The organism is Streptomyces sp. R302 (genome assembly GCF_012927245.1).
Taxonomy (GTDB): Bacteria; Actinomycetota; Actinomycetes; order Streptomycetales; family Streptomycetaceae; genus Streptomyces.
Map to the genome: position 1 here is coordinate 267,492 of NZ_JABBGE010000005.1, position 20,221 is coordinate 287,712.

Sequence of the window (20,221 nt, forward strand, 5' to 3'; positions counted from 1 at the left end):
GCCTCGGGCTCAGTCGGCGTCGCTCAGGTCCGCCTCGTACGCCGACTCCCGGACGTCCGGCTCCGGATGGCGGCGCAGCGCGAGCACGGCCGCCCGGCACTGCTCCGGCCAGCCCTGCCGGGACCCGAGAGCCGTCGCGAGCGCGGCGGCGAGAAGACCCCGCACGAGGTCGCCGCTGTCGCCGAGGGTCCGTACGACGGCGAGGACGGCGGCCGGGTCGGCGAGGGGCGCGCGGTACCGATGGGCCCCGTCGAGGTCCTCGGCGGCCACGGCCGCGAGAACCGGGCGGTCCGCGACGGCGTCCACCAACTCATCTAGCGCGGCCGTGAGTTCGACCTCTGTCGCGGTCATGTCCACCGCGCGGACGAGGAGTTCGACGCGCGTGGTCGTGGCCAGCGGCTCGTCCGCGAGGCGCCGGGCCAGGGCCGCGCAGTCCCCGGGTTCCTGCTGCGGCGACGACAGGAGGGAACGCAGCCTGCGGAACGCCGGCAGGTCGCCGTCCCGCCCGCCGCCCTCCGGCTCACCGGCCGCGACGCGCGCCAGCAGCCGGTCCACCGCCTCGCACAGCACGCTGCCCGGCGCCACACCGCCGAGCGGATGCGGGAGCCCGGAGCGGGACAGCTCGTTGAGGCCGCTGCTCACCGACCAGAGCCTGCCCGTCCTGGTGCTGTCCGTGTAGACCGTCACGAGCGCGTCGGCCGCCTCCGGCGCGTACCGGGCCCAGTCGGCGAGGCCGGACAGGGCGCGGTACGCCGTCTCCTCGTCGGCGGCGAACGCAAGGCGCGCGGCCAGCGCGCCGAACCGCCGCCGGTGCGCCCGCGCCAGCTCCGCCGGCTGCACGCCCAGGACGGCGAGCCGTGCCGGTTCCGGTCCCTCGGCCACCGCCGCCTCCAGCAGCGCCCACATCTCCTCGGCGGGCAGCAGCGCCATGGCGAGGCCCACGACGGTGGCGCGCACATCGGGGTGGACGCCGGGCGTCCGGCCCACCCGGGACAGCAGCGCGGTGGCGGCCGCCGGGGGGGAGGTGGCGGACGGCGAGCCGCGCGGCGGCCTTCCGGACGGTGACCTTCACCCCCGTCTCACGGGTCAGGACGGAGTGGAGCAGGGCCGCGACCTGGGACGGCCGGGCGTGGAGAGCGGCGCGGTCGGCGGCCGACCAGGCCGCGACGGCCCGGTCGTCACCCGCGAGGTCGAGCAGGGGGGTGAGGGCCGACACCGGATCGTCGGTGTGCGCGGCGGCGTCGAGCGCGGCCGCCGCGAGCGCCGGCTCGACGGGGGAGTCGGTGGCGGGGCCGCCGTCCGGCGGCGGAGGGGCGTACTGCTGGAGCAGGGCCCGGCCGTGTGCGGGAACCGGTGCCACCGCGCGGAGGAGTGCGGCCCGCTCGTCGATGCCCCGGTCGGGGTCCGCGACGGCGGTGGCCGCCAGCCGGACGGCGGCCTCCTGCTGCCGGGGCAGCCACCGGTCGGCGTGCCGGAACGGCGGCAGCGCCCGTACGGTCCCCGCCGCCGGGAACCGGCCGCCGGGGAGCGAGGACTCCGCCAGGGCGGGGTCCAGGAGGTCGGTGCGCTCGGCGGCCAGGACGGCGAGGACCGGGGGCAGGAAGACCGCCGAGGGCTCCCGGTCCAGGAGCGCGACGACGCGGACGCCACGGGTCGCCGGATCGGCGAGCCAGGCGGCGGCGACGTCACCGAAGCTCCCGTCGGAACAGACGGCCAGCGCCTTCTCCAGGCGGTCCTGGAGCTCGGGGACGCCGTACGCGAGGCGCCCGCAGGACGCGACCAGGGCGAGCAGCGGCGCGACCTCGCCGCGGGCGGCGCTCCGGTCCAGCCACGGGCCCAGCGCGCCGACCACGGAACGTACCCCGTCGGCCCGCAACGACCCTTCGAGTGCGCCGAGTTCGACCGATCCGGTGTACGCGGTCAGAGCCTCCAGGAGGCGCGCCGCGAGCGCTGGTGCGGAAGCCGTGCCGGAGAGCAGTGTCACGGCCAGCGTACGGATCGTGTCGCGGGTCGCGGGGGAGCGGTCCCGGGCCCTCAAGGCGTCCAGGCACAGCCGCTCCAGGGACTCGGAACCGCCGGAGTCGCCCTCGACCGCGGTGAGCAGGAGCGGCGCCGGGACCAGGGTGAGGGAGCGGAGGACGTCCCGGCGGACGGGGTCGCGCTCGTTGGTGAGACGGCCGGCGGCCTGGGCGAGGACCTCGGCGACCTGCTCCGGGTCACGGTTCAGGGTGGCGTTGAGGATCAGCCGGGACCAGGCCGTAGAGCGGTCGTCCGCGTCGCCGGTGGCGAGGGCGGCCAGCAGTCGGGGGCGGGCCTCGGCCGGCGGGAACAGGGCGAGCAGGTCCTGGACGTCACCCGCCGATCCGTCCCCGGCCTCGATCGCGTCGACGGCGGCACGCGCCCGGGCGCGCTGTTCCGCCGCCGGCAGCAGGCCGAGCACGCCCGAGTGGGCCCGGAGGTTTCGGCGCGGAGGCGCCACGGCCACGACGGAGTCCAGGAACGCGCCCCGGCGCGCCGGCGGCAGCGCCCGCAGCAGGGTGCGGAAGGCGTTCCGGTGGAACCACAGCGCCCCGAGGGCGGGCAGCGACGGCGGCTCCGCGGCCACGAGCCGGCGCATGACCGCCGGCCCCGGCGTCCGCTCCCAGCGCCCCGCCGCCCGGTCCGGATCGGCGAACCACCGCGCGACGCGCTCGGCGTCCACCGCGACGAGCTCCGCCAGCCGGTCGTGGACCGGCCCGGGCAGGTCGTCCGGGCCGTAGGTCTCCAGCAGGTCCAGGACGCGCTCCGGCGCGGCGGCGAGCGCCGTGGCGAGCCCGGTCGCGTACCGCTTCCACCACGAGTTGCGCAACCAGCGGGTGAGCGAGGCGAGTTCACGCTCGGCGTGGTCGAGCACCGCGAGCGGATGCCGTCGGGCCAGGGTGCCCCAGTCCTCGTACGCCAGGGCGTCCGCGACCTCGGGCAGCAGCCGCGCGGCGAACTCCGTGGAGCAGCCCGCGAGGAGCAGCGCCGCGTCCCGGTCGCCGTACTCGACGCGCACCCGCCGCGCGAGCCGCTCGGCGAGCGCGGCCCGCCGCCCGTCGCGCAGCAGCCGGGCGAGATCGGCGCGGACGACGGCGGGGGCGTCGGTGTAGGCGGCCTCGACGGCGCGGTCGAACGAGGCGTCGGCTCCGGTCCGGGCTCCGCCTTCGCCTTCGCCTTCGGTTTCGGCTGCGTCTTCGGCTGCGTCTTCGGCTTCCGCGATGGGCAGGCGGTGGGCGCAGCGGAGCGCGTACCGGCGGACGACGGGATCGAGGTCGCCGAGCCGGGCCAGCAGGTACGCGGCGTCCCCCGCGGCGAGCGCCGCCAGCGCACCCAGGCGCCGCTCGTACGCACCGAGCGCGTCCAGTTCGACGAGCAGCGGGCGCAAGTCGCCCCGGGCGGCGAGCCGGTGGGCGGTGACGGCGGTGAACCGGAGCCGGGCGGCGTGGGGCAGGGGCGCGAGAGCGGCGAGCAGCTCGCCGGCGGTGGAGATCATCGCGGGCATTGTGCCCGAGGGAGTCGACCCGGGCCCAACGAATATCGCACCACGGGGGGAGGGAGAGGGGGAGGGGGATGGGGCAGGCGGCCCCCCGGCGCACGTCCATGTCGGATTCCTGCCGGACGGCGGAGGCCGTTCCTGCTTGGCTGAGCCCATGACCAGCAACGCACCGCACGGATCCGCGCTCTTCCGCTCCCTCCACACCTCCGCCCGCCCGCTCGCGCTCGCCAACGCATGGGACGCGGCCGGCGCCCGGATCGTCGAGGCCGCGGGCGCTCCCGCGATCGCCACGACCAGCGCCGGCGTCGCCTGGTCGCTGGGAGCCCCCGACGGCGACCGCGTCCCCCGGGACCTCGCACTCGACGCGATCGCCCGGATCGCGGCGGCGGTCACCGTGCCGGTGAGCGCCGACATCGAGGGTGGCCACGGCCGGAGCCCCGAGGAGGTCGCGGACACCGTCACCCGCGTCCTGGAAGCCGGCGTCGTGGGCGTCAACATCGAGGACGGCACCCGTCCGCCGGGTGCCCTCGCCGCCCGCCTGGAGGCCGTACGCGCCGCCGCCGACCGGGCGGGCGCCGACGTCTTCGTCAACGCCCGGGTCGACACGTACCTGCTGGGACTGGGCGACCCCGCGACCCGGCTGCGGGACACTCTGGCGCGGGCCCGGGCGTACGTCGACGCCGGAGCGGACGGCGTCTTCGTCCCCGGCGTCACCGACCCCGACCTCATCAGGTCCCTCGCCGACGCCCTGACGGTCCCCCTCAACGTCCTGGCGGGCCCCGGCGCCCTCTCGGTGCCCGAGCTGGGAGCCCTGGGCGTGGCCCGCGTCAGTCTCGGTTCGGGCCTCGCCCAGTCCGCCTACGCGGCGGTACGGCAGGCGGCGCGTGAACTGTACGGCGACGGCGGGTACGCGGCCTCGCTGCGGCAGGCCCTGGACTACACGGAGGTCAACGGCCTGTTCGACACGTCCGGTTGACCGCGTCGCCGGCACCGGAGCCCTGCGGGCGCCGGCACAGGAGCCCTACGGGGGACCGAATGATCGGATGACCGGACGATCGGCCCGTTATGCTGCCTTGTCCCCGTGGCCAGGAAGGAACCCCTGTATGAGCAGCGCCGTCTCCCCGTTCCCCGCTCGGATCGAGCTGTCGGGAGAAGGGCTCGTCCTGCGCGACTGGACGGAGGCCGACGTGTCCGCGATGCCGGACCTGTTCGAGGACCCCGACGTCGCGTACTGGACGCCGATCGTCTCGCCCTTCGAGGGGCAGGCCGCCGCCGCGCGCGTGGAGATGGCCCGGAAGCTGCGGTCGGAGGGCAGGACCATCCTCCTCGCCATCACCGTCGACGGCGGCGCGCCGCTCGGCGAGGTGATGCTGCGCCGCCTCCCCGACGGCGCGGAGCTCGGTTACGCCGTCGGCCCCGCCCACCGCGGCCGGGGCCTCGCGGCGCGCGCGGTGCGGATCATGGCCGCGTACGCCTTCGAACAGCTCGGCCTGGAGCGGGTGGTCCTGGAGCTGGAGGCCGAGAACGCCGCCAGCGTCGCCGTGGCGACCAAGACGGGCTTCACCCTCCTCGACGTCCCCCTGATCGAGGGCGAGGAGAAGGGCCGCCCCTTCGCCCTCCAGACCTGGGGCCTGTCCCGGACTCCCGAGGCCTCCTGAAGCCTCCTGAAGCTCCCGGAAGTCTCCTGAGATGGCCCTCCCTCCCGACGAGTCGGTGCTCGACGCGCTGGACGCGTACCTGGAGGCGCGCTGGGACGGTGCCGCCGCGCAGGCCCCGGAGCTGCCGGAGCACCGTCCGGAGGAGGGGACGCTCGTCGGATGGGTGCGCGAACGGCTCCGGGAGCTGCCGGCCGGCCCGACCCGCGACTCCGCGCTCCAGGCGGGCACGCTGCTGCGGGAGTTCCGGAGCCGGCGCTCCGCGTGGAACGCCGCCGCGCTGCGGCTGCTCGACGACACGTACACCTTCGTCGCGACCGGCCCGCGGCGCCACGACGACTGGGCGCACGACGTACGTGCCGTCATGCACCGGTCGGTACGCGACCCCCGCGGCTGGATCCGGCTGGACGGCGACCGTACCGGCGACGTCCGCGACACCCTGCCCGCCTACCCCTTCGACCCTCCCGCCGCGTCCGACTTCCCCGCCCGCCTCCGCCCCGTGGACGCGGACGAGGCGGCCGGCGCGCTCGCCGTCATGGCCGAGGAGTGGCAGGCGGAGCCCGCCCCGGTCCGCACCCGCCCCGACCGCGACGCCCTCCTGGCGGACGCCCGCACCCTGCTCGACCGGTACGGTCCCGACGCCCGGTACTGGACCAACGCGACCACAGCCCAGGCCGGCTCCGACTTCGTCGCGGCGGGCCTCGCGGGCACCCGATCCCACCCCTTCGTCACCGGCGCGTACGTCGGCGGCCTGGACCTCCTCGAAGACCTGGGCCTGATCGCAGTGAGCGCCGACGAGGTGGGCGTCTTCTGGTCCATCGGCGCGTACTGAGACGGCCCGGGTCCGGGCCCGGCGAGAAAACACGTCGACATGGCCGTGCCGGCAGGAAAGACTGCGCGCGATGACCAGAATCGATGACACACCGCCCGCGTGGGACGAGCGCACCCAGCTCACCACGTTCCTCGACTACGCGCGGAACACCGCCGTCGCCAAGTGCGAGGGAGTCTCCGAGGAGAACGCCCGGAAGGCGCTCCTGCCCCACTCGCCGCTCATGACCATGAGCGGGGTGATCAACCACCTGCGCTGGGTCGAGTACTACTGGTTCCAGGTGGTCCTCCTCGGCGAGGAGGACGAGGGCCCCTGGACCGAGGAGGACCCCGACCGCGAGATGCGCATCGCGGTCGACTTCCCGCTCCCGCAGCTGCTCGACGAGTACGCCGCGCAGAGCGCCCGCTACCGCGAACTGGCCGCCGCGCACGGCCTGGACACCAAGGCCGCGCGGCCCATCCGCAAGGGTCTCCACGTGGACCTGCGCTGGATCCTCCTCCACCTCACCGAGGAGACGGCCCGGCACAACGGCCACCTGGACATCCTGCGGGAGATGCTCGACGGCACCACCGGCTCCTGAAGCCCACCGGCTCCTGAAGTCCACCGGCTTCCGGAGTCCACCGGCTAGTCCGCCGGGGGCCGGTCCGGGAGCCGGACCGTGACCACGAGGCCGCCCGCCGGGCGGGCGACGAGGTCCAGGACGCCGCCGTGCGCGCGGACGACGCTCTGCACGAGCGCGAGGCCGAGCCCGACACCGGCGTGTCCGTCGGTCCGGACGCGGTCCGTGCCGCGCCGGAAGGGCTCGGTCAGGGTCGGTACGAGCTCCGCCGGGAGCACCGGCCCCGTGTTCTCCACCCGGACGAGCCCGGCGCCGTCCCGCGCCTCCGTGCGGACGGTCACCGTGCCGCCCGTGGGCAGGTTGTGGACGATGGCGTTCTGGACGAGGTTCGTCATCATCCGCAGCAGCAGCTCCGGCGAACCGCCGGTCCGCGTCGCGCCGCCCGTGACGTCCAGCGTGATCCCGCGCTGTTCGGCGAGCGGAAGCAGCGTTTCGGCGGCCTCCTCCGCGACGAGGGAGAGGTCGACGGGCTCGCGGGCGAAGCCCCCGCGGTCGCTGCGGCTCAGCAGCAGTAGCGCCTCCGTGAGCTCGATCGCCCGCCGGTTGACGACCCGGAGGCGCTCGATGAGCTCGTCCCGGTCCCGCGTCGGGTCCTCGCGGGCGACGTCGAGGAGCGCCTGCGAGACGGCGAGCGGCGTCCGCAGCTCGTGCGAGGCGTTCGCGGCGAACCGCCGCTGCTCGGCGACGTGCGACTCAAGGCGTTCGAGCATCGTGTCGAAGGCGTCGGCGAGCTCCCGGAACTCGTCCTGACGCCCCTCCATCCGGATCCGGTGCGCCAGCGAACCGCCGCCCGCCGCCCGCGTCGCGGCCGTGATCCGGTCGAGCGGCGCGAGCATCCGGCCGGCCAGGAACCAGCCCCCGACGAGCCCGAACACCAGCAGGAACCCCAGCGCCACGGCCGCCGCGGGGAAGAAGGTCCGCACCAGGAGGTAGCGGTTGGGGGAGATCCCGAGCAGACCCTGGTCCTTGTCGGGTACGTAGCGCAGCAGGAACGCCCACACCACGGCGAGCAGCAGCGCACCGGCGACGGCGAGGAACCCGGCGTAGCTGAGCGTCAGCCGCAGCCGGACGCTGAGCCCCGGCCGCCTAGCCACGCGAGTCACCGGCCCCACCGGCCCCACCGGTCTCATCGGGCGTGGAGGGCGTGGAGGGCGTGGCGTCGATGCGGTAGCCGACGCCCGGCACCGTGGCGATCACCCACGGCTCGCCGAGCCGTTTGCGCAGCGCCGAGACCGTGATGCGTACGGCGTTGGTGAACGGGTCGGCGTTCTCGTCCCAGGCACGCGCCAGCAGCTCCTCGGCGCTGACGACCCCGCCCTCGGCGGCGACGAGGACCTCCAGGACCGCGAACTGCTTGCGGGTGAGCGCCACGTACCGCCCGTCGCGGAAGACCTCCCGGCGGAACGGATCCACCCGCAGCCCGCCGAGCTCACGGACCGGTGGTCGGGCGTGCCCGCGCCTGCGGTCGAGCGCGCGCAGCCGCATCACGAGCTCCCGCAGCTCGAACGGCTTGGTGAGGTAGTCGTCGGCCCCGAGGGCGAACCCGGACTCCTTGTCGTCGATCCGGTCCGCGGCCGTCAGCATCAGGATCGGGATGCCGCTGCCGGAGGCCACGATGCGCCGCGCGACCTCGTCGCCGGACGGGCCGGGGATGTCGCGGTCGAGTACCGCGAGGTCGTAGGAGTGGAGCCGGAGCAGCTCCAGGGCGGTGTCCCCGTCGCCCGCGACGTCGGCGGCGATCGCCTCGAGACGCAAGCCGTCCCGGACGGCCTCGGCGAGATACGGCTCGTCCTCCACGATCAGTACGCGCATGCCCGAAGCCTAAGCAACCCGGCCGGTCCCGGCCGCGACCGAGGCCGTGCCCCCGGGCGCCCCCGTCCCCGCCCCAGCGCCGGCCCCCGTTCCGTTTCCCGCCCCCGTCCCGGTGCGCGTGCGCCACCAGCGGCGGGAGGCCAGCCCGGCCAGTACGGCTCCGGCGGCGTTGAGCAGGACGTCGTCCACGGACGACACCCGGTCGAGGCGCAGCACGTACTGGGCGGTCTCCACCAGCGCCGAGCAGCCCGCGCCCAGCGCCAGGACCCGCGGCAGGGTCGCCGCGGCCGCGAACCGGACCGGGGCGAAGAACCCGAGCGAGGCGAAGACCAGCAGGTTGCCGACGATGCCGAGCGGCCCCATCACGACCAGGTCCCGCAACGGCACCAGGCTCACCCGGGGCGGTACGACTCCGGCCCCGCCGCCCGGCATCAGCGTCAGCCACAGGAACGGCAGCGTCCCGTGCACCATGCCGACCTCGGCCAGCGAAAGCCGCCACGCCGATGCGACCCCCGCCGCGCGCCGGCGCCACGCGAGCCCCCACGCCACGAGCACCGCCGCCGGCAGCGTGACCAGCGTCATCAGCACGACACCGTTGAACGTCCCCAAGCACCGTCCCCACTGCCCGGACAGGCACATCGGCGCGCTCATCAGGAGCGGACCCCGCACGGCGAACAGGCCGCCCGCCACCAGGAGGACGGCGAGGGCGGCGAGGCAGAGGCGGACGATCCGGCGCTTGTCGCTGTACATGACGTCGATTGAACGGGGAGGGCGGTTGCGGCGGCGTATGCGGTTTTCGATACGCGCACGATACGGAGAGGGCCCCCGGGACCGGCCGGACGTGCGCCCCGCCGCGCCGGGCGGGAGCGAGCCGTGCTTCGGCGTGCGCCTCCCCGGGGCCCGCCGGTCCTGGGAGGCTGACGCCGTCCGAAGGTCACCTCCAGGGAGGGGAAGACGTGGCGACGACGCAGTCCAGGTGCGGAGCGCTGACGGAGAAGAACACCAGGTGCCGGCGGCTGGCCATGATCGGGGCCTCCCGCTGCGACCGGCACCGCGGCGACTGGTCCCCCTACACGATCGAGCGGCGCAAGGAGGCCGAGCGCAAGGCGAAGCGGAAGGCGACGGCGAAGCGCGGCGGCTGACGAGGGAGCGGGTCACTCCTGAGGGGTGGCCTCCAGCCAGGTGATGCGGGTGAACGTCACCGACTCGGGGTCCCCGGCGAACCACTCGACGAGCACGGGACGGCCGGGGACGTCGAGGTCGAAGACATCGCCCCACTGGTCGATGGGGCTGGCCCCGGGCGGCACGGTGCCGCCCTCGTGCGCGGCGGTGACGGCGGTCAGGGTCCGTACGGTCGCGGTGAACGTCTCGGGGGCCTCGGCGGACATGGCGGCGAGGACGGCGGCCGCCTGCTCGCTCAGACCGTGGTTCACCAGGCCCCGCTCAGCGAGGCGAGGACGTCGTCCAGGGGCCGGACCCGCACCCCGCCCCCTTCGCCGACCCGCAGAGCCCCCGCCTGCGCGCGGTCCGCGTCGCTGCGCCGCGTGTCGGCGACGGCCCGCAGGTGCCACCGCTCCATCACGGCCAGCTGCGCCTCCCCGGCCTCCGCGGCCAGCAGCTCCTCCAGGAACGGCCCCTTCCGTCCCGGGGCGAGCGCCGCCGCGATCGCGTTGGCGGTGCGGGGCAGGGTGCCCATCGCGGACCCTCCTTCCGTTCGGACGCCGCCGTCTGACGGAGCGTCGACTTCCGGTCCCACGGTAGAGCAGCGGCCACCGGTCGGGGGAGCGCGCGCGGGCGCGTCGGGAGCGTGGTGGGCGGGGCGCGGACTGCGAGAATGCGCGTACCGGCGTGTCCCGTCGTGGAACGGCCGTCGAACCCGTGACTGAGGTGGACTTCTGATGCGCAGCGTTACTTACTCGATGGGCGTCTCGCTCGACGGCTACATCACGGACCCGGGCGGCGGCATCGACTGGGGGGACCCGGACGAGGAGGTCTTCCGCTTCGCCATCGAGGAGACCCGGAGGGTCGGCGTCCACCTGCTCGGCCGACGGCTGTACGAGACGATGCTGTACTGGGAGGGCATGGAGCAGGACCCGACGCTCGACCCGCCGACGCGCGAGTGGGTCGAGCTGTGGAACCCGCTGCCCAAGGTGGTCTTCTCCCGGACGCTGACCGAAGTGCGGGGGCAGGCCCGGCTCGCGGCCGGCAGCCTGGCGGAGGAGATCGAACGGCTGCGGGCGGAGCCGGGCGAGGGCGAGATCGCCCTCGGCGGCGCGACCCTCGCCGCCGAGGCCGCCGCGGCGGACCTGATCGACGAGTACCTGATCAGGATCTCGCCGGTGCTGCTCGGTGGCGGCACCCCCTTCTTCGCCCGGGACGAACGCCGGGTGAACCTCGAACTCGTCGAGTCCCGCACCTTCCGCTCCTCGCAGGTCGTCTACCTCCGCTACCGCGTGGCGCGCTGACCCCCCGTCATGCCTGCCGTCGCCGGCCGGGAGGACCCGACGGCTCGTGGCGGCGGCCCGTCCGCTTGTCGGACGTCTGTGCGATCATGCGATCCGAGCCATCGACCATGGGGCGAACGGGAACGGAGTGCGTGTGAGCGGGGCCGGGGGGCAGGACGGGTCGTCCGTGTCGGACGAGGAGTGGGAGCGGTTCCTGCGGGACGCGGAGGCGGGAGCGGGCAGCGCGCCCGTCGAGCCCTCGGCGCGCGCCCGTGAGACGGAGCGGCGGCTGCGGGACGAGGCCGGACAGCCCGAACCGTGGCGGACGTACACGCCCGCGGCGGCGCGGCCCCGGCGCAGGACGGGCTGGTACGTGACGGGGTTCGTCGCGGCGGTCGCGCTGCTGGCCGTCGCGTTCTTCCCGCAGCGGATCGTCGGCTGGTTCGGCGGCGACGGCGGGCAGGACGCGGCGCCCCTCGCCGCCGAGACCGGGCGCCCGCAGGAGGCGCCGGAGGCCGGGCGTGCCCTGCGGGCGACCCTGGCCGAGCCCTTCCGGGGTTCGCCCGCCGCCCGGTGGGCCGACGGCGCGGCCGGGATCACGGTGCCGGACGCGAAGGCGACCGGCTGGATGGACGCCGCCCAGGTCGCGCAGGCCCTCGGACGGAGCCGGGACTTCCTGGTGGCCGCCGGGCTCGACCCCCGCGTCCTGCGCGGCGCGCGGCCCACGAAGGCGATCGCGCTGCTGAACCCGCATCAGAAGGACGTCGAGGAGTACCTCCGTACCGCCCTGTCCGCCGAGGTGCCGACGCCCGACACCGATCCGCTCCTCCTCTTCAGCCGCTTCCGGCCGGAGCAGGCCCGACTGGTCGGCGACGTCGTCAAGACGCGGGGCCGGCTCACGTACCGCGAGGGGAAGCGGGGCGCGGTGGAGGTGACGGCGGACGTCACCTTCGTCTACCCGGTCACCCCGGCCGCCGGCGCCGGGGACGACGGCGAGGTCATCCGCACGATCGCGCGCCGCCAGATCGTCATGAGCTGGGACGACCCCGCCCAGGTCCGCACCGAACCCGGCACGATGACCCTCCTCTCCTACGCGCTCGACATGACCAACGGCGGCTGTGACGCTCCCACCGGCTACTTCGTACCGCCGTTCGGTACGGCCGCCGCCGACGCGGGGTCCACCGACCCGTCCCGGCAGGTCGACCCGTACGACCGCACCGAGCCGCTCGACCCGAACGGCGGGACGGGCACGGCGGGCGACGGATGCGACACCGCCACCCGCTCGTGACCGGTCGTCCGGGCCGTGCAACGTGAGGAATTCCGGAGACAATTCACCTCTGTGACCAGGGTGTTGACTTCCTACTGACCGGTACCGATGATCGCGGCCATGGCAGCTACCACGGACCCGCTCCCGACGTTCCCGCCCGGCTTCCTCTGGGGTGTCTCCACCTCCGCCCACCAGATCGAGGGCGACGTCGCCGGACGTCGCCCCTCGGTGTGGGACGCCTTCAGCGCCGAACCCGGGCGGATCAGGGACGGCTCCACCGCGGACGTCGCCTGCGACCACGTGGCCCGCTACCGCGAGGACGTCGGCCTCGTCCGCGACCTGGGCGTGGACGCGTACCGCTTCTCGGTCTCCTGGCCGCGCGTCCTCGCCCCCGGCGGACTCGACTTCTACGACCGGCTCGTCGACGAACTGTGCGCGCAGGGCGTGCGGCCGGTGCCCACCCTCTTCCACTGGGACCTGCCGCTGGAGGTCGAAGAGGCCGGCGGCTGGCTGGAACGGGACACCGCCCACCGCTTCGCCGCCTACACGGCGACCGTCGCCGAACGGCTCGGCGACCGAGTCCACACGTGGATCACCCTCAACGAGCCCGCCGAGCACACCCTCCTCGGCCATGCGCTCGGCGCCCACGCGCCCGGCAGGAAGCTGCTGTTCGACGCGCTGCCCGTGGCCCACCACCAGCTCCTCGGCCACGGCCTCGCCGCCGGCGCGCTGCGGGCCGCCGGTGCCACCGACATCGGGATCGCCAACTCGCACGGACCGACCTGGCCCGCCTCCGACAGCCGCGCCGACACCGAGGCCGCCGACCTGTACGACCTCATCCTCAACCGGCTCTTCGCCGACCCGCTGCTCCTCGGCCGCTACCCCGACGGCTTCGGCGAACTCATGCCGGGCGGAGACGTGGACGCCGACCTGAAGACGATCTCCGAGTCCACGCTCGACTGGTACGGGATCAACTTCTACCAGCCGACGAAGGCCGGCGCGCCCGCCGAGGAGGACGTCGAGTTCTCCGGACTCACCCTCCCCGCCGGACTGCCCTTCTCCGTGCGGCGGATCGAGGGGTACCCGGTCACGGACTTCGGCTGGCCGGTGGTCCCCGACGCCTTCACCGAACTCCTCCTCGCCTTCCGCGCACGGTACGGCGACCGCCTGCCGCCGCTGATGATCACCGAGAACGGCTGCGCCTATGAGGGCCTCGACGACCAGGCCCGCATCGCCTACCTCGACGGACACCTGCGGGCCCTGCACCGGGCCGTCGAGGCGGGCGTCGACGTCCGCGGCTACTTCCACTGGTCGCTCCTGGACAACTTCGAGTGGGCCGAGGGCTATACGAAGCGGTTCGGCCTCGTCCACGTCGACTACGCCACCGGGACCCGCACGCCGAAGGCCTCGTACGCCTGGCTCCGGGACGCGTTGAGAGCGCGCCGGGGATGACGGCGCTCGCCCTGGAGGAGCCCGCCGAGCGGGTCGGACGCGGCTGGACGGCCGCGCTGTCGCTGGCCAACGGCGCGATCTGGGTCGGCTGGTACGGGCCGCTGCAGATCCTCCTCGCCCAGCAGGCCGAACGGTTCGCCCCCGGCACCGGACTCTCCAAGGAGTCGCTGCTCGCCTGGGTGACCGGCGTCGGAGCGGTGGTGTCCCTGGTCGCCAACCCGCTCTTCGGCGCCCTGTCGGACCGGACCGCGTCGCGGTACGGGCGGCGTACGCCGTGGATCGTGGCGGGCACGGCGGCCGGCGCGCCCGCCCTGCTGTTCCTGGGCGCGGCGGACGCGGTCTGGACGCTGTTCCTCGGCTGGTGCCTGGTGCAGCTGACGCTGAACGCGGCCTTCGCCGCCGTCACCGCCGCCGTCCCCGACCGGGTGCCGCGCGCCCAGCGGGGCACGGTGGGCGGCTGGCTCGGCGCCGCGCAGCTCCTCGGCGTCGTCGCCGGCACCGGCCTCGCGGCGGCGGCCGGGGGAGTGGGTGCGGGGTACGCGGCCTGCGCGGTGTTCACCCTCCTCGGCGTCGCCCCGTACGTGCTGCGCCACCCGGACCTGCGGCTCGCCGAGGCCGACCGGCCCGCCTGGTCCTGGCGGGGCTTCCTGGCGGGCTTCCGGCTGAGTCCCCGCGCCCACCCCGACCTGGCGTGGGCCTGGCTGACCCGCTTCCTGGTCAACCTGGGCAACGCCCTCGTCCTCCTCTACCTCTACTACTACCTGCGCGACCTGCTCCACCACCCGGACCCGGAGACCGGCGTCCTCGTCCTGACGGCGGTCAACGGCGTGACCCTGCTCGCCACCGTCGTCGTCGGCGGCGTCCGGTCGGACCGCGTGGGCCGGCGCAAGCCCTTCGTCCTGTGGTCCGGAGTCCTGATGGCCGCGGCGACCGGCCTGCTCGCAGGCTGGCAGACCTGGCCCGGCGCCCTCGTCGCCGCGGCCCTCCTGGGCGTCGGCTTCGGGATCTTCACCTCGGTCGACTTCGCCCTGATGACGGACGTCCTCCCGAAGGCCGCCGACCGCGGCAAGGACCTCGGCGTCGTCAACATCGCCAACTCCCTTCCCCAGGTCGCCGCCCCCGCCCTCGCCGCCCCCCTCGTCAACCACCTCGGCGGCTACCGCACCCTGTACGCGGTGGCGGCGGCCGTCGGACTGCTCGGCGCGGTGCTGGTACGGCGGATCAGGTCGGTGGACTGAGCCGACGGCGGTCCGCCGGAGGCCAGGCCTTCGTCACGGCGCCGGCGGTGGTGTCGTCCGGGAAGGTCTCCAGGCGGACGACCGGTCGACACGTGGTTCCGCCGCTTCTCGGGCGGGGGCTCGGACGTCCGCCCCTGACCGACCCCCACCGCCGTCCCGCCGTGGGCGTCAGACCGCCCGGGCCCGTCAGCCCCGGTGGCCGAAGAACTCGATCTCGGCCACCGCCAGATGGCGCCCGCGCCCGGCACCGTACGCCGTCTCGGGCATCACCCGGATCCGGGTCACCCCGCAACCCCGCAGGTCGAAGGTCTGCTGGCCCGGCTGGTCCTTGAGCGTGATCCGGCGGGTCGAGGCGACCACCTCACCCGCCAGGCCGCCCGCCTCAACGCCCTGCTGCGCCACCGCTGAGTGGTCGGGGGTCCGTCACCCGGCGGTCGTCCGCACGAGCGGGTTGCGGCCGATCGCGTTGTGGACGGAGAAGCTGACCGCGTCCGGGCGGTAGCGGTCGTCGGACCACTCCACCGGCCGGCCGTCGTGGGTGGTCGTCACGCGGCGGACGCGCAGCAGCGGGCTGGTGCGGCGGACGGCGAGGAGCTCGGCGTCCCGAGCGCCGGCCGAGACCGCGTCGATGACGTGCTCGCCGTGGGCGAAGACCAGGCCCGTCTCGTCGTAGAGGCGCTGGGTGACCGACGCGCAGTCGGGGGCGAGGAGTTCGACCGCGGGCGAGATCCAGTCGGCGTAGACGGTGCGCTCGACCAGGACCGGCTCGCCGTCGAGACCGCGCACGCGCAGCACGTTCAACAGCGCTACGCCTTCGGAGAGTTGGAGCCGGGCGGCGTCCTGCGGGGTGGCCGGGCGGTACTCTTGCGCGACGACCCGGCCGGTGGCCTCGCGGCCCATCGACCGCGCCCACTGGGCGAAGCTGCGCAGCTCGGCGAAGCTCTGGCTGCGGCCGCCGGCCAGTACCACCCGCCGGGCGCCCTGGCGGGAGCCGATCAGCCCCTCGGCGGTCAGCGCGGCGACGGCCTGGCGGACGGTGCCGCGCGAGACGCCGTACCGGGCGGCGAGCTCGGTCTCGGCGGGGAGGTGCGCGCCGACCGGGTACTCCTCGCGCTGGATCGCCCGCCGCAGCTCCGCGGCGATCTGCTCGTGGCGCGCGCTCATCGCTGCTCCCCTGCTCCGTGTGTCGTGTGCGCAGCACGGCCCGTGTGCGCAGGAGCACCAGCCTAGTTGAACGTGTCAGTGGCCGGAAAGCGACGCCAATGTGCAGGGAATCGCGGGAATCCATTCCCTCCTCGTTCATCTTCGCGTCACCGGAGCCGGGCGTACTGAGGCCGACTTGTTCAGACAAGTTGCACCCTCGACCCTCCTTGGAGAAGCCGTGCCCGTCCCCGCGCACCTTCCGAGAAACGCCGTCCTCGGCGGTTCCCTCGCCCTCGTCGCCGCCCTCGCGCTCACCGCCTGCGGCGCCGCCCCCGAGCCCGCCGGCACCACCGCCGACGGCAAGAACGCCGCCTCCGCCACCTCCGCCGCCGACTTCGGCGGCATGGACGCCCTCGTCGCCGCGGCCAAGAAGGAAGGCACGCTCCACGCCATCGCGCTGCCCCGCGACTGGGCCAACTACGGCGCCCTCATCGACGGCTTCCAGCAGAAGTACGGCATCAAGGTCGAGGTGGAGAACCCGGACGCCTCCAGCCAGGACGAGATCAACGCCGTCACCTCCCGCAAGGGCCAGGACCGCGCCCCCGACGTCCTCGACCTGGGCAGCTCCTTCGCCCTCAGCGCCGCCAAGCAGGGCCTCCTCGCCCCGTACAAGGTGACCGCCTGGAGCGACATCCCCGAGGGCCAGAAGGACCCGGAGGGCCGCTGGTACAACGACTACGGCGGCTACGTCTCCATCGGCTGCGACGCCAAGCGCGTCAAGAACTGCCCCACCACCTTCAAGGACCTCCTCAAGCCCGAGTACAAGGGCCAGGTCGCCCTCAACGGCAACCCCACCAAGTCCGGCTCCGCGTTCGCCGGCGTCTTCGCCGCCTCCCTCGCCCAGGGCGGCTCCTTCGACGACATCCAGCCCGGCATCGACTTCTTCGCCGAGCTGAAGAAGAACGGCAACTTCACGCCCGTCGAGTCCACCCCCGCCACCGTCGAGAAGGGCGAGACGCCCATCAGCATCGACTGGGACTACCTGAACGCCGGCTACGCCCAGGAGTTCACCTCCAAGGGCCTCGACTGGAAGGTCGCCGTCCCCACCGACGGCCGCTACTCCCAGTACTACTCGCAGGCCATCAACAAGGACGCCCCGCACCCGGCGGCCGCCCGCCTCTGGCAGGAGTACCTCTACAGCGCCGAGGCCCAGAACCTCTGGCTCAAGGGCTTCGCCCGCCCGGTCCTGATGCCCGCCATGGACAAGGCCGGCACCCTCGACCAGGCCGCCGCCGTCAAGCTGCCCGCCGTCTCCGGCGTCCCGGCCTTCCCGGCCGAAGCCCAGCAGGCCAAGGCCAAGACCGTCCTCGCCGAGGGCTGGGGCAAGGCCGTCGCCGGATGACGGCCGCCGCCACCGCTGCCGTCGCCGCCGGGCAGACCCCTGCCCGGCGGCGCGGCCGCCGCGCCCCCGCCTGGCTCGCCGCCGTCCCCCTGCTCGCCGTCACCGCGATCGCCTTCGGCGTCCCCGCCGTCGCCATGCTCGGCGGCGCCCTCACCGTCGACGACCCGGCCACCGGCGCCGGCGCGTACGGCACCGGGAACCTGACCGCCTCCCTCCAGGGCGCCTACCTCACCGCCCTCCTCGGCAGCGTCAAGCTCTCCGCGACCGCCGCCGTCCTCGCCGCCGTCCTCGGACTGCCGCTCGCGCAGGCCGTCGTCACCTCCCGCTCCCGCGCCCTGCGCGAGGCCGTGCTCACCGCCTCCGGCGTCCTCGCCAACTTCGGCGGCGTCCCCCTCGCCTTCGCCTTCGTCGCCACCCTCGGCAACTCCGGCGTCCTCACCCGGCAGTGGGGCCTCACCGAGAAGGGCTGGAGCCTGTACAGCTTCTGGGGCCTGGTCCTCGTCTACCTGTACTTCCTGATCCCCCTCATGGTTCTCACCATCACCCCGGCCCTCGACGGCCTGCGCAGCCAGTGGCGCGAGGCCGCCCGCAACAACGGTGCCACCACCCTCCAGTACTGGCGCCACGTCGCCCTGCCGGTCCTCACCCCGAGCCTGCTCGGCGGGTTCGTCCTGCTCTTCGGCAGCGCCTTCGCCGCGTACGCCACCGCCGCCGCGATGGTCGGCAGCGCCGTCCCGCTCGTCACCCTCCAGATCTCCGACGCCCTCTCCGGCAACGTCCTCGTCGGCCAGGAGAACGTCGCCCTCGCCCTCAGCCTCGACATGGTCGTCGTCGCCGGACTCGTCATGGCCGTCTACCTGCCCCTGCAACGCCGGAGCTCGCGATGGCTCACCTGAACCGCACCGCCGCCGCCTGGCGCCCCCTCGTCCTCGGCCTCGCCGGGCTCTACTTCCTGGCGCCCCTCGCCGCCTCCGTGGTCTTCACCGTCGACGTGCCGGAACACGGCCTCACCTTCGACGCCTACACGAAGATCATCGGCACCGAGGGCTTCCTCACCAGCCTCCTCCTCTCCCTCGGCCTCGCCGCCGTCACCATCGCCGTCGTCCTCCTGCTCGTCGTCCCCGCCATGGTGGCCCTGCGGCTCGGCGCGCCCCGGCTGCGCCCCCTCGTCGAGGCGGTCTGCTCCCTGCCCCTGGTCGTCCCGCCCATCGCCTTCGTCGCCGGCATCGGCACCGTCCTCAAGTGGGGCCCCGAGCACCTCTCCCGCACCCCGCTCTTCCAGACCTTCGTGGCCCTGCAGAACCCGGACTTCCCCCTCGTCCTCGTCCTCGCGTACGTCGTGATGGCGCTGCCCTTCACCTACCGCGCCCTCGACGCGGGCCTGCGGGCCGTCGACGTCCGCACCCTCGTCGAGGCCGCCCGCAGCTGCGGCGCCGGACCCGCCCGCGCCCTGGTCACCGCCGTGCTGCCGAACCTACGCGGCGCGCTCATGAACGCGGCCTTCCTCACCCTGGCCCTCGTCCTCGGCGAGTACACCGTCGCCCAACTGCTCGGCTTCCGGCCCTTCGCCGTCTGGATCGTCAACATCTCCGGCTCCCAGGCCCAGATGTCCGTGGCCGTCTCCGTCCTCAGCCTCCTCGTCACCTGGGTGCTGCTCCTGGCCCTCGCCGGGGCGGGCGGCCGCACCCCCGGCGCCCGCCGCACCCGGACCCGCACCGCCAAGGGAACACCATGACCGTCACCCTCACCGACGCCACGAACCAGGCCTCCGCCGCCGAGGCGGCGACCGTCGAATTCCGCGCCCTGCGACGGCGGTTCGGGACCACCACCGCCCTCGACGGACTCGACCTGACCGTCGCCCCCGGCGAACTCCTCGCGCTCCTCGGCCCCTCCGGCTGCGGCAAGACGACCGCCCTGCGCATGCTCGCCGGCTTCGAGACCCCCGACTCCGGCGCGGTGCTCGTCGACGGCCGCGACATCACCCACGTACCGGCCCACCGCCGCGACGCGGGCATGGTCTTCCAGTCGTACAGCCTCTTCCCCCACCTCGACTGCGTCGACAACGTCGCCTTCGGCCCGCGCATGCGCAGGACCGGCAAGGCGGAGCGCCGTCGGCAGGCGCGCGAACTCCTCGAACTCGTCGGCCTCGGCGACAAGGGCGGCAGCTACCCCCACCAGCTGTCCGGCGGCCAGCAGCAGCGCGTCGCCCTCGCCCGGGCCCTCGCCCTGCGCCCCCGCGTGCTCCTCCTCGACGAGCCGCTGTCGGCGCTCGACGCCAAGGTCCGCCTCACCCTGCGCGACGAGATCCGCCGCATCCAGCGCGAACTCGGCATCACCACCCTCTTCGTGACGCACGATCAGGAAGAGGCCCTGTCCATGGCCGACCGGGTCGCCGTGATGCGCGCCGGCCGCCTCGAACAGTGCGCCCCGCCCGCCGAACTGTACGGCCGCCCGGCGACCGCCTTCGTCGCCGAGTTCGTCGGCACCATGAGCCGCATCCCCGGTCACCTCGACGGCAGCACCGTCGAGGTGCTCGGCCGCCGGCTGCCGATCGACGGCGACGCCCCCGCGGCCCGCGCGGTCGACGTGCTCGTCCGCCCGGAGGACCTGCGGGTCACCACGGACGGCGCGTGCTCGGCGCGGATCGTCGCGACGGCCTTCCTCGGCGCCACCACCCGGCTCACCGTACGGCTCGCCGACGCCACCGAGGTCAAGGCCGACCTGCCCACGCACGAGGCCGCCGCGCTCACGGCCGGCGACGCCGTGACGGTGACCCCGCGCGAACGCCCGGTCCTCGTCGCGGCCCGCGCCACCGCCTGAACACCGCGGCCCGCCCGACACCC

Annotated in this window: 22 protein-coding genes; 13 read left to right on the forward strand and 9 right to left on the reverse strand. The window is 74.6% G+C overall.

What is annotated here, in order from left to right; genetic code table 11:
- Positions 1-9 precede the first annotated feature (9 nt).
- Entirely contained in the window at positions 10-585 is a 576-nt protein-coding gene (locus HHL19_RS17530; RefSeq protein ID WP_169090610.1) for a hypothetical protein, read from the reverse strand.
- Entirely contained in the window at positions 521-3,514 is a 2,994-nt protein-coding gene (locus tag HHL19_RS17535) for a hypothetical protein (protein WP_169090611.1), read from the reverse strand. The genes HHL19_RS17530 and HHL19_RS17535 overlap by 65 nt, the downstream gene beginning before the upstream one ends.
- 157 nt (positions 3,515-3,671) lie before the next feature.
- Here HHL19_RS17535 and HHL19_RS17540 point away from each other — a divergent pair, with 157 nt between their 5' ends.
- The 4 genes from HHL19_RS17540 (at position 3,672) to HHL19_RS17555 (ending at position 6,581) form a co-directional block, all read left to right on the forward strand.
- The gene (locus HHL19_RS17540; RefSeq protein WP_169090613.1) at positions 3,672-4,493 is read left to right on the forward strand and encodes an isocitrate lyase/phosphoenolpyruvate mutase family protein; all 822 of its coding nucleotides are present in this window, start codon (positions 3,672-3,674) and stop codon (positions 4,491-4,493) included.
- 127 nt (positions 4,494-4,620) lie between these two features.
- Positions 4,621-5,175: a GNAT family N-acetyltransferase gene (locus HHL19_RS17545; RefSeq protein WP_169090615.1), complete on the forward strand. Its 555-nt coding sequence runs from the start codon at positions 4,621-4,623 to the stop codon at positions 5,173-5,175.
- A gap of 31 nt (positions 5,176-5,206) precedes the next feature.
- Positions 5,207-6,004 carry a hypothetical protein gene (locus tag HHL19_RS17550; RefSeq protein ID WP_169090617.1) on the forward strand — a complete coding sequence of 266 codons (798 nt, stop codon included), beginning with the start codon at positions 5,207-5,209 and terminating at the stop codon, positions 6,002-6,004.
- Between the two features lie 70 nt (positions 6,005-6,074).
- Complete coding sequence (locus HHL19_RS17555) at positions 6,075-6,581, forward strand: DinB family protein (RefSeq protein WP_169090619.1); 507 nt, start codon at positions 6,075-6,077, stop codon at positions 6,579-6,581.
- Positions 6,582-6,625: 44 nt separating this feature from the next.
- On the opposite strand, the gene HHL19_RS17560 is transcribed toward HHL19_RS17555, so the two are convergent.
- The 3 genes from HHL19_RS17560 to HHL19_RS17570 are packed head-to-tail and all read right to left on the reverse strand — an operon-like array spanning position 6,626 to position 9,182.
- A complete protein-coding gene (locus tag HHL19_RS17560; RefSeq protein ID WP_346768434.1) occupies positions 6,626-7,714 on the reverse strand; it encodes a HAMP domain-containing sensor histidine kinase in 1,089 nt (362 codons plus the stop codon).
- Positions 7,707-8,432, reverse strand: coding sequence for a response regulator transcription factor (locus HHL19_RS17565; RefSeq protein WP_169090623.1), 726 nt, complete (start codon positions 8,430-8,432; stop codon positions 7,707-7,709). Before HHL19_RS17565 ends, HHL19_RS17560 begins: the two co-directional genes overlap by 8 nt.
- A 9-nt stretch (positions 8,433-8,441) precedes the next feature.
- Positions 8,442-9,182: a VanZ family protein gene (locus HHL19_RS17570; protein WP_206325272.1), complete on the reverse strand. Its 741-nt coding sequence runs from the start codon at positions 9,180-9,182 to the stop codon at positions 8,442-8,444.
- Between the two features lie 206 nt (positions 9,183-9,388).
- On the opposite strand from HHL19_RS17570, the gene HHL19_RS17575 reads away from it, so the two are divergent.
- Positions 9,389-9,574, forward strand: coding sequence for a hypothetical protein (locus HHL19_RS17575; protein ID WP_169090625.1), 186 nt, complete (start codon positions 9,389-9,391; stop codon positions 9,572-9,574).
- A 12-nt stretch (positions 9,575-9,586) separates the two neighbouring features.
- On the opposite strand, the gene HHL19_RS17580 is transcribed toward HHL19_RS17575, so the two are convergent.
- Both HHL19_RS17580 and HHL19_RS17585 read right to left on the reverse strand, forming a co-directional pair.
- Entirely contained in the window at positions 9,587-9,865 is a 279-nt protein-coding gene (locus HHL19_RS17580; protein ID WP_169090627.1) for a hypothetical protein, read from the reverse strand.
- The gene (locus tag HHL19_RS17585; protein WP_169090629.1) at positions 9,862-10,128 is read right to left on the reverse strand and encodes a hypothetical protein; all 267 of its coding nucleotides are present in this window, start codon (positions 10,126-10,128) and stop codon (positions 9,862-9,864) included. Before HHL19_RS17585 ends, HHL19_RS17580 begins: the two co-directional genes overlap by 4 nt.
- 202 nt (positions 10,129-10,330) lie before the next feature.
- Here HHL19_RS17585 and HHL19_RS17590 point away from each other — a divergent pair, with 202 nt between their 5' ends.
- The 4 genes from HHL19_RS17590 to HHL19_RS17605 all read left to right on the forward strand — a co-directional run bounded on the left by HHL19_RS17590 (position 10,331) and on the right by HHL19_RS17605 (position 14,833).
- A complete protein-coding gene (locus tag HHL19_RS17590) occupies positions 10,331-10,897 on the forward strand; it encodes a dihydrofolate reductase family protein (protein WP_169090631.1) in 567 nt (188 codons plus the stop codon).
- Between the two features lie 166 nt (positions 10,898-11,063).
- Positions 11,064-12,164, forward strand: a complete 1,101-nt coding sequence (locus HHL19_RS17595; RefSeq protein ID WP_169090633.1) for a hypothetical protein — start codon at positions 11,064-11,066, stop codon at positions 12,162-12,164.
- An 87-nt stretch (positions 12,165-12,251) separates the two neighbouring features.
- Positions 12,252-13,595, forward strand: coding sequence for a GH1 family beta-glucosidase (locus HHL19_RS17600; RefSeq protein WP_169090635.1), 1,344 nt, complete (start codon positions 12,252-12,254; stop codon positions 13,593-13,595).
- A complete protein-coding gene (locus HHL19_RS17605; RefSeq protein WP_169090637.1) occupies positions 13,592-14,833 on the forward strand; it encodes an MFS transporter in 1,242 nt (413 codons plus the stop codon). The genes HHL19_RS17600 and HHL19_RS17605 overlap by 4 nt, the downstream gene beginning before the upstream one ends.
- Before the next feature lie 186 nt (positions 14,834-15,019).
- On the opposite strand, the gene HHL19_RS17610 is transcribed toward HHL19_RS17605, so the two are convergent.
- A complete protein-coding gene (locus HHL19_RS17610; RefSeq protein ID WP_169090639.1) occupies positions 15,020-15,235 on the reverse strand; it encodes a hypothetical protein in 216 nt (71 codons plus the stop codon).
- A gap of 21 nt (positions 15,236-15,256) precedes the next feature.
- Positions 15,257-15,997, reverse strand: a complete 741-nt coding sequence (locus HHL19_RS17615) for a GntR family transcriptional regulator (protein WP_169090641.1) — start codon at positions 15,995-15,997, stop codon at positions 15,257-15,259.
- A 217-nt stretch (positions 15,998-16,214) separates the two neighbouring features.
- On the opposite strand from HHL19_RS17615, the gene HHL19_RS17620 reads away from it, so the two are divergent.
- From HHL19_RS17620 to HHL19_RS17635, 4 genes are read left to right on the forward strand one after another with little or no spacing between them, the layout of a single operon-like run.
- A complete protein-coding gene (locus tag HHL19_RS17620; protein WP_169090643.1) occupies positions 16,215-17,378 on the forward strand; it encodes an extracellular solute-binding protein in 1,164 nt (387 codons plus the stop codon).
- Complete coding sequence (locus HHL19_RS17625; RefSeq protein ID WP_169090645.1) at positions 17,375-18,274, forward strand: ABC transporter permease subunit; 900 nt, start codon at positions 17,375-17,377, stop codon at positions 18,272-18,274. Before HHL19_RS17620 ends, HHL19_RS17625 begins: the two co-directional genes overlap by 4 nt.
- Positions 18,262-19,113, forward strand: a complete 852-nt coding sequence (locus HHL19_RS17630) for an ABC transporter permease subunit (RefSeq protein ID WP_169090647.1) — start codon at positions 18,262-18,264, stop codon at positions 19,111-19,113. Before HHL19_RS17625 ends, HHL19_RS17630 begins: the two co-directional genes overlap by 13 nt.
- Positions 19,110-20,198: an ABC transporter ATP-binding protein gene (locus tag HHL19_RS17635; RefSeq protein WP_169090649.1), complete on the forward strand. Its 1,089-nt coding sequence runs from the start codon at positions 19,110-19,112 to the stop codon at positions 20,196-20,198. The genes HHL19_RS17630 and HHL19_RS17635 overlap by 4 nt, the downstream gene beginning before the upstream one ends.
- The last annotated feature ends 23 nt before the right edge of the window (positions 20,199-20,221 follow it).

Bases quoted from the DNA above. Each gene is read 5' to 3' on its own strand.
- HHL19_RS17540 (WP_169090613.1), top strand. From the start codon at position 3,672: ATGACCAGCAACGCACCGCACGGATCCGCGCTCTTCCGCTCCCTCCAC.
- HHL19_RS17545 (WP_169090615.1), top strand. From the start codon at position 4,621: ATGAGCAGCGCCGTCTCCCCGTTCCCCGCTCGGATCGAGCTGTCGGGA.
- HHL19_RS17635 (WP_169090649.1), top strand. From the start codon at position 19,110: ATGACCGTCACCCTCACCGACGCCACGAACCAGGCCTCCGCCGCCGAG.
- HHL19_RS17605 (WP_169090637.1), top strand. From the start codon at position 13,592: ATGACGGCGCTCGCCCTGGAGGAGCCCGCCGAGCGGGTCGGACGCGGC.
- HHL19_RS17585 (WP_169090629.1), bottom strand. From the start codon at position 10,128: ATGGGCACCCTGCCCCGCACCGCCAACGCGATCGCGGCGGCGCTCGCC.
- HHL19_RS17535 (WP_169090611.1), bottom strand. From the start codon at position 3,514: ATGATCTCCACCGCCGGCGAGCTGCTCGCCGCTCTCGCGCCCCTGCCC.
- HHL19_RS17630 (WP_169090647.1), top strand. From the start codon at position 18,262: ATGGCTCACCTGAACCGCACCGCCGCCGCCTGGCGCCCCCTCGTCCTC.
- HHL19_RS17550 (WP_169090617.1), top strand. From the start codon at position 5,207: ATGGCCCTCCCTCCCGACGAGTCGGTGCTCGACGCGCTGGACGCGTAC.
- HHL19_RS17570 (WP_206325272.1), bottom strand. From the start codon at position 9,182: ATGTACAGCGACAAGCGCCGGATCGTCCGCCTCTGCCTCGCCGCCCTC.
- HHL19_RS17600 (WP_169090635.1), top strand. From the start codon at position 12,252: ATGATCGCGGCCATGGCAGCTACCACGGACCCGCTCCCGACGTTCCCG.
- HHL19_RS17625 (WP_169090645.1), top strand. From the start codon at position 17,375: ATGACGGCCGCCGCCACCGCTGCCGTCGCCGCCGGGCAGACCCCTGCC.
- HHL19_RS17565 (WP_169090623.1), bottom strand. From the start codon at position 8,432: ATGCGCGTACTGATCGTGGAGGACGAGCCGTATCTCGCCGAGGCCGTC.
- HHL19_RS17555 (WP_169090619.1), top strand. From the start codon at position 6,075: ATGACCAGAATCGATGACACACCGCCCGCGTGGGACGAGCGCACCCAG.
- HHL19_RS17615 (WP_169090641.1), bottom strand. From the start codon at position 15,997: ATGAGCGCGCGCCACGAGCAGATCGCCGCGGAGCTGCGGCGGGCGATC.
- HHL19_RS17590 (WP_169090631.1), top strand. From the start codon at position 10,331: ATGCGCAGCGTTACTTACTCGATGGGCGTCTCGCTCGACGGCTACATC.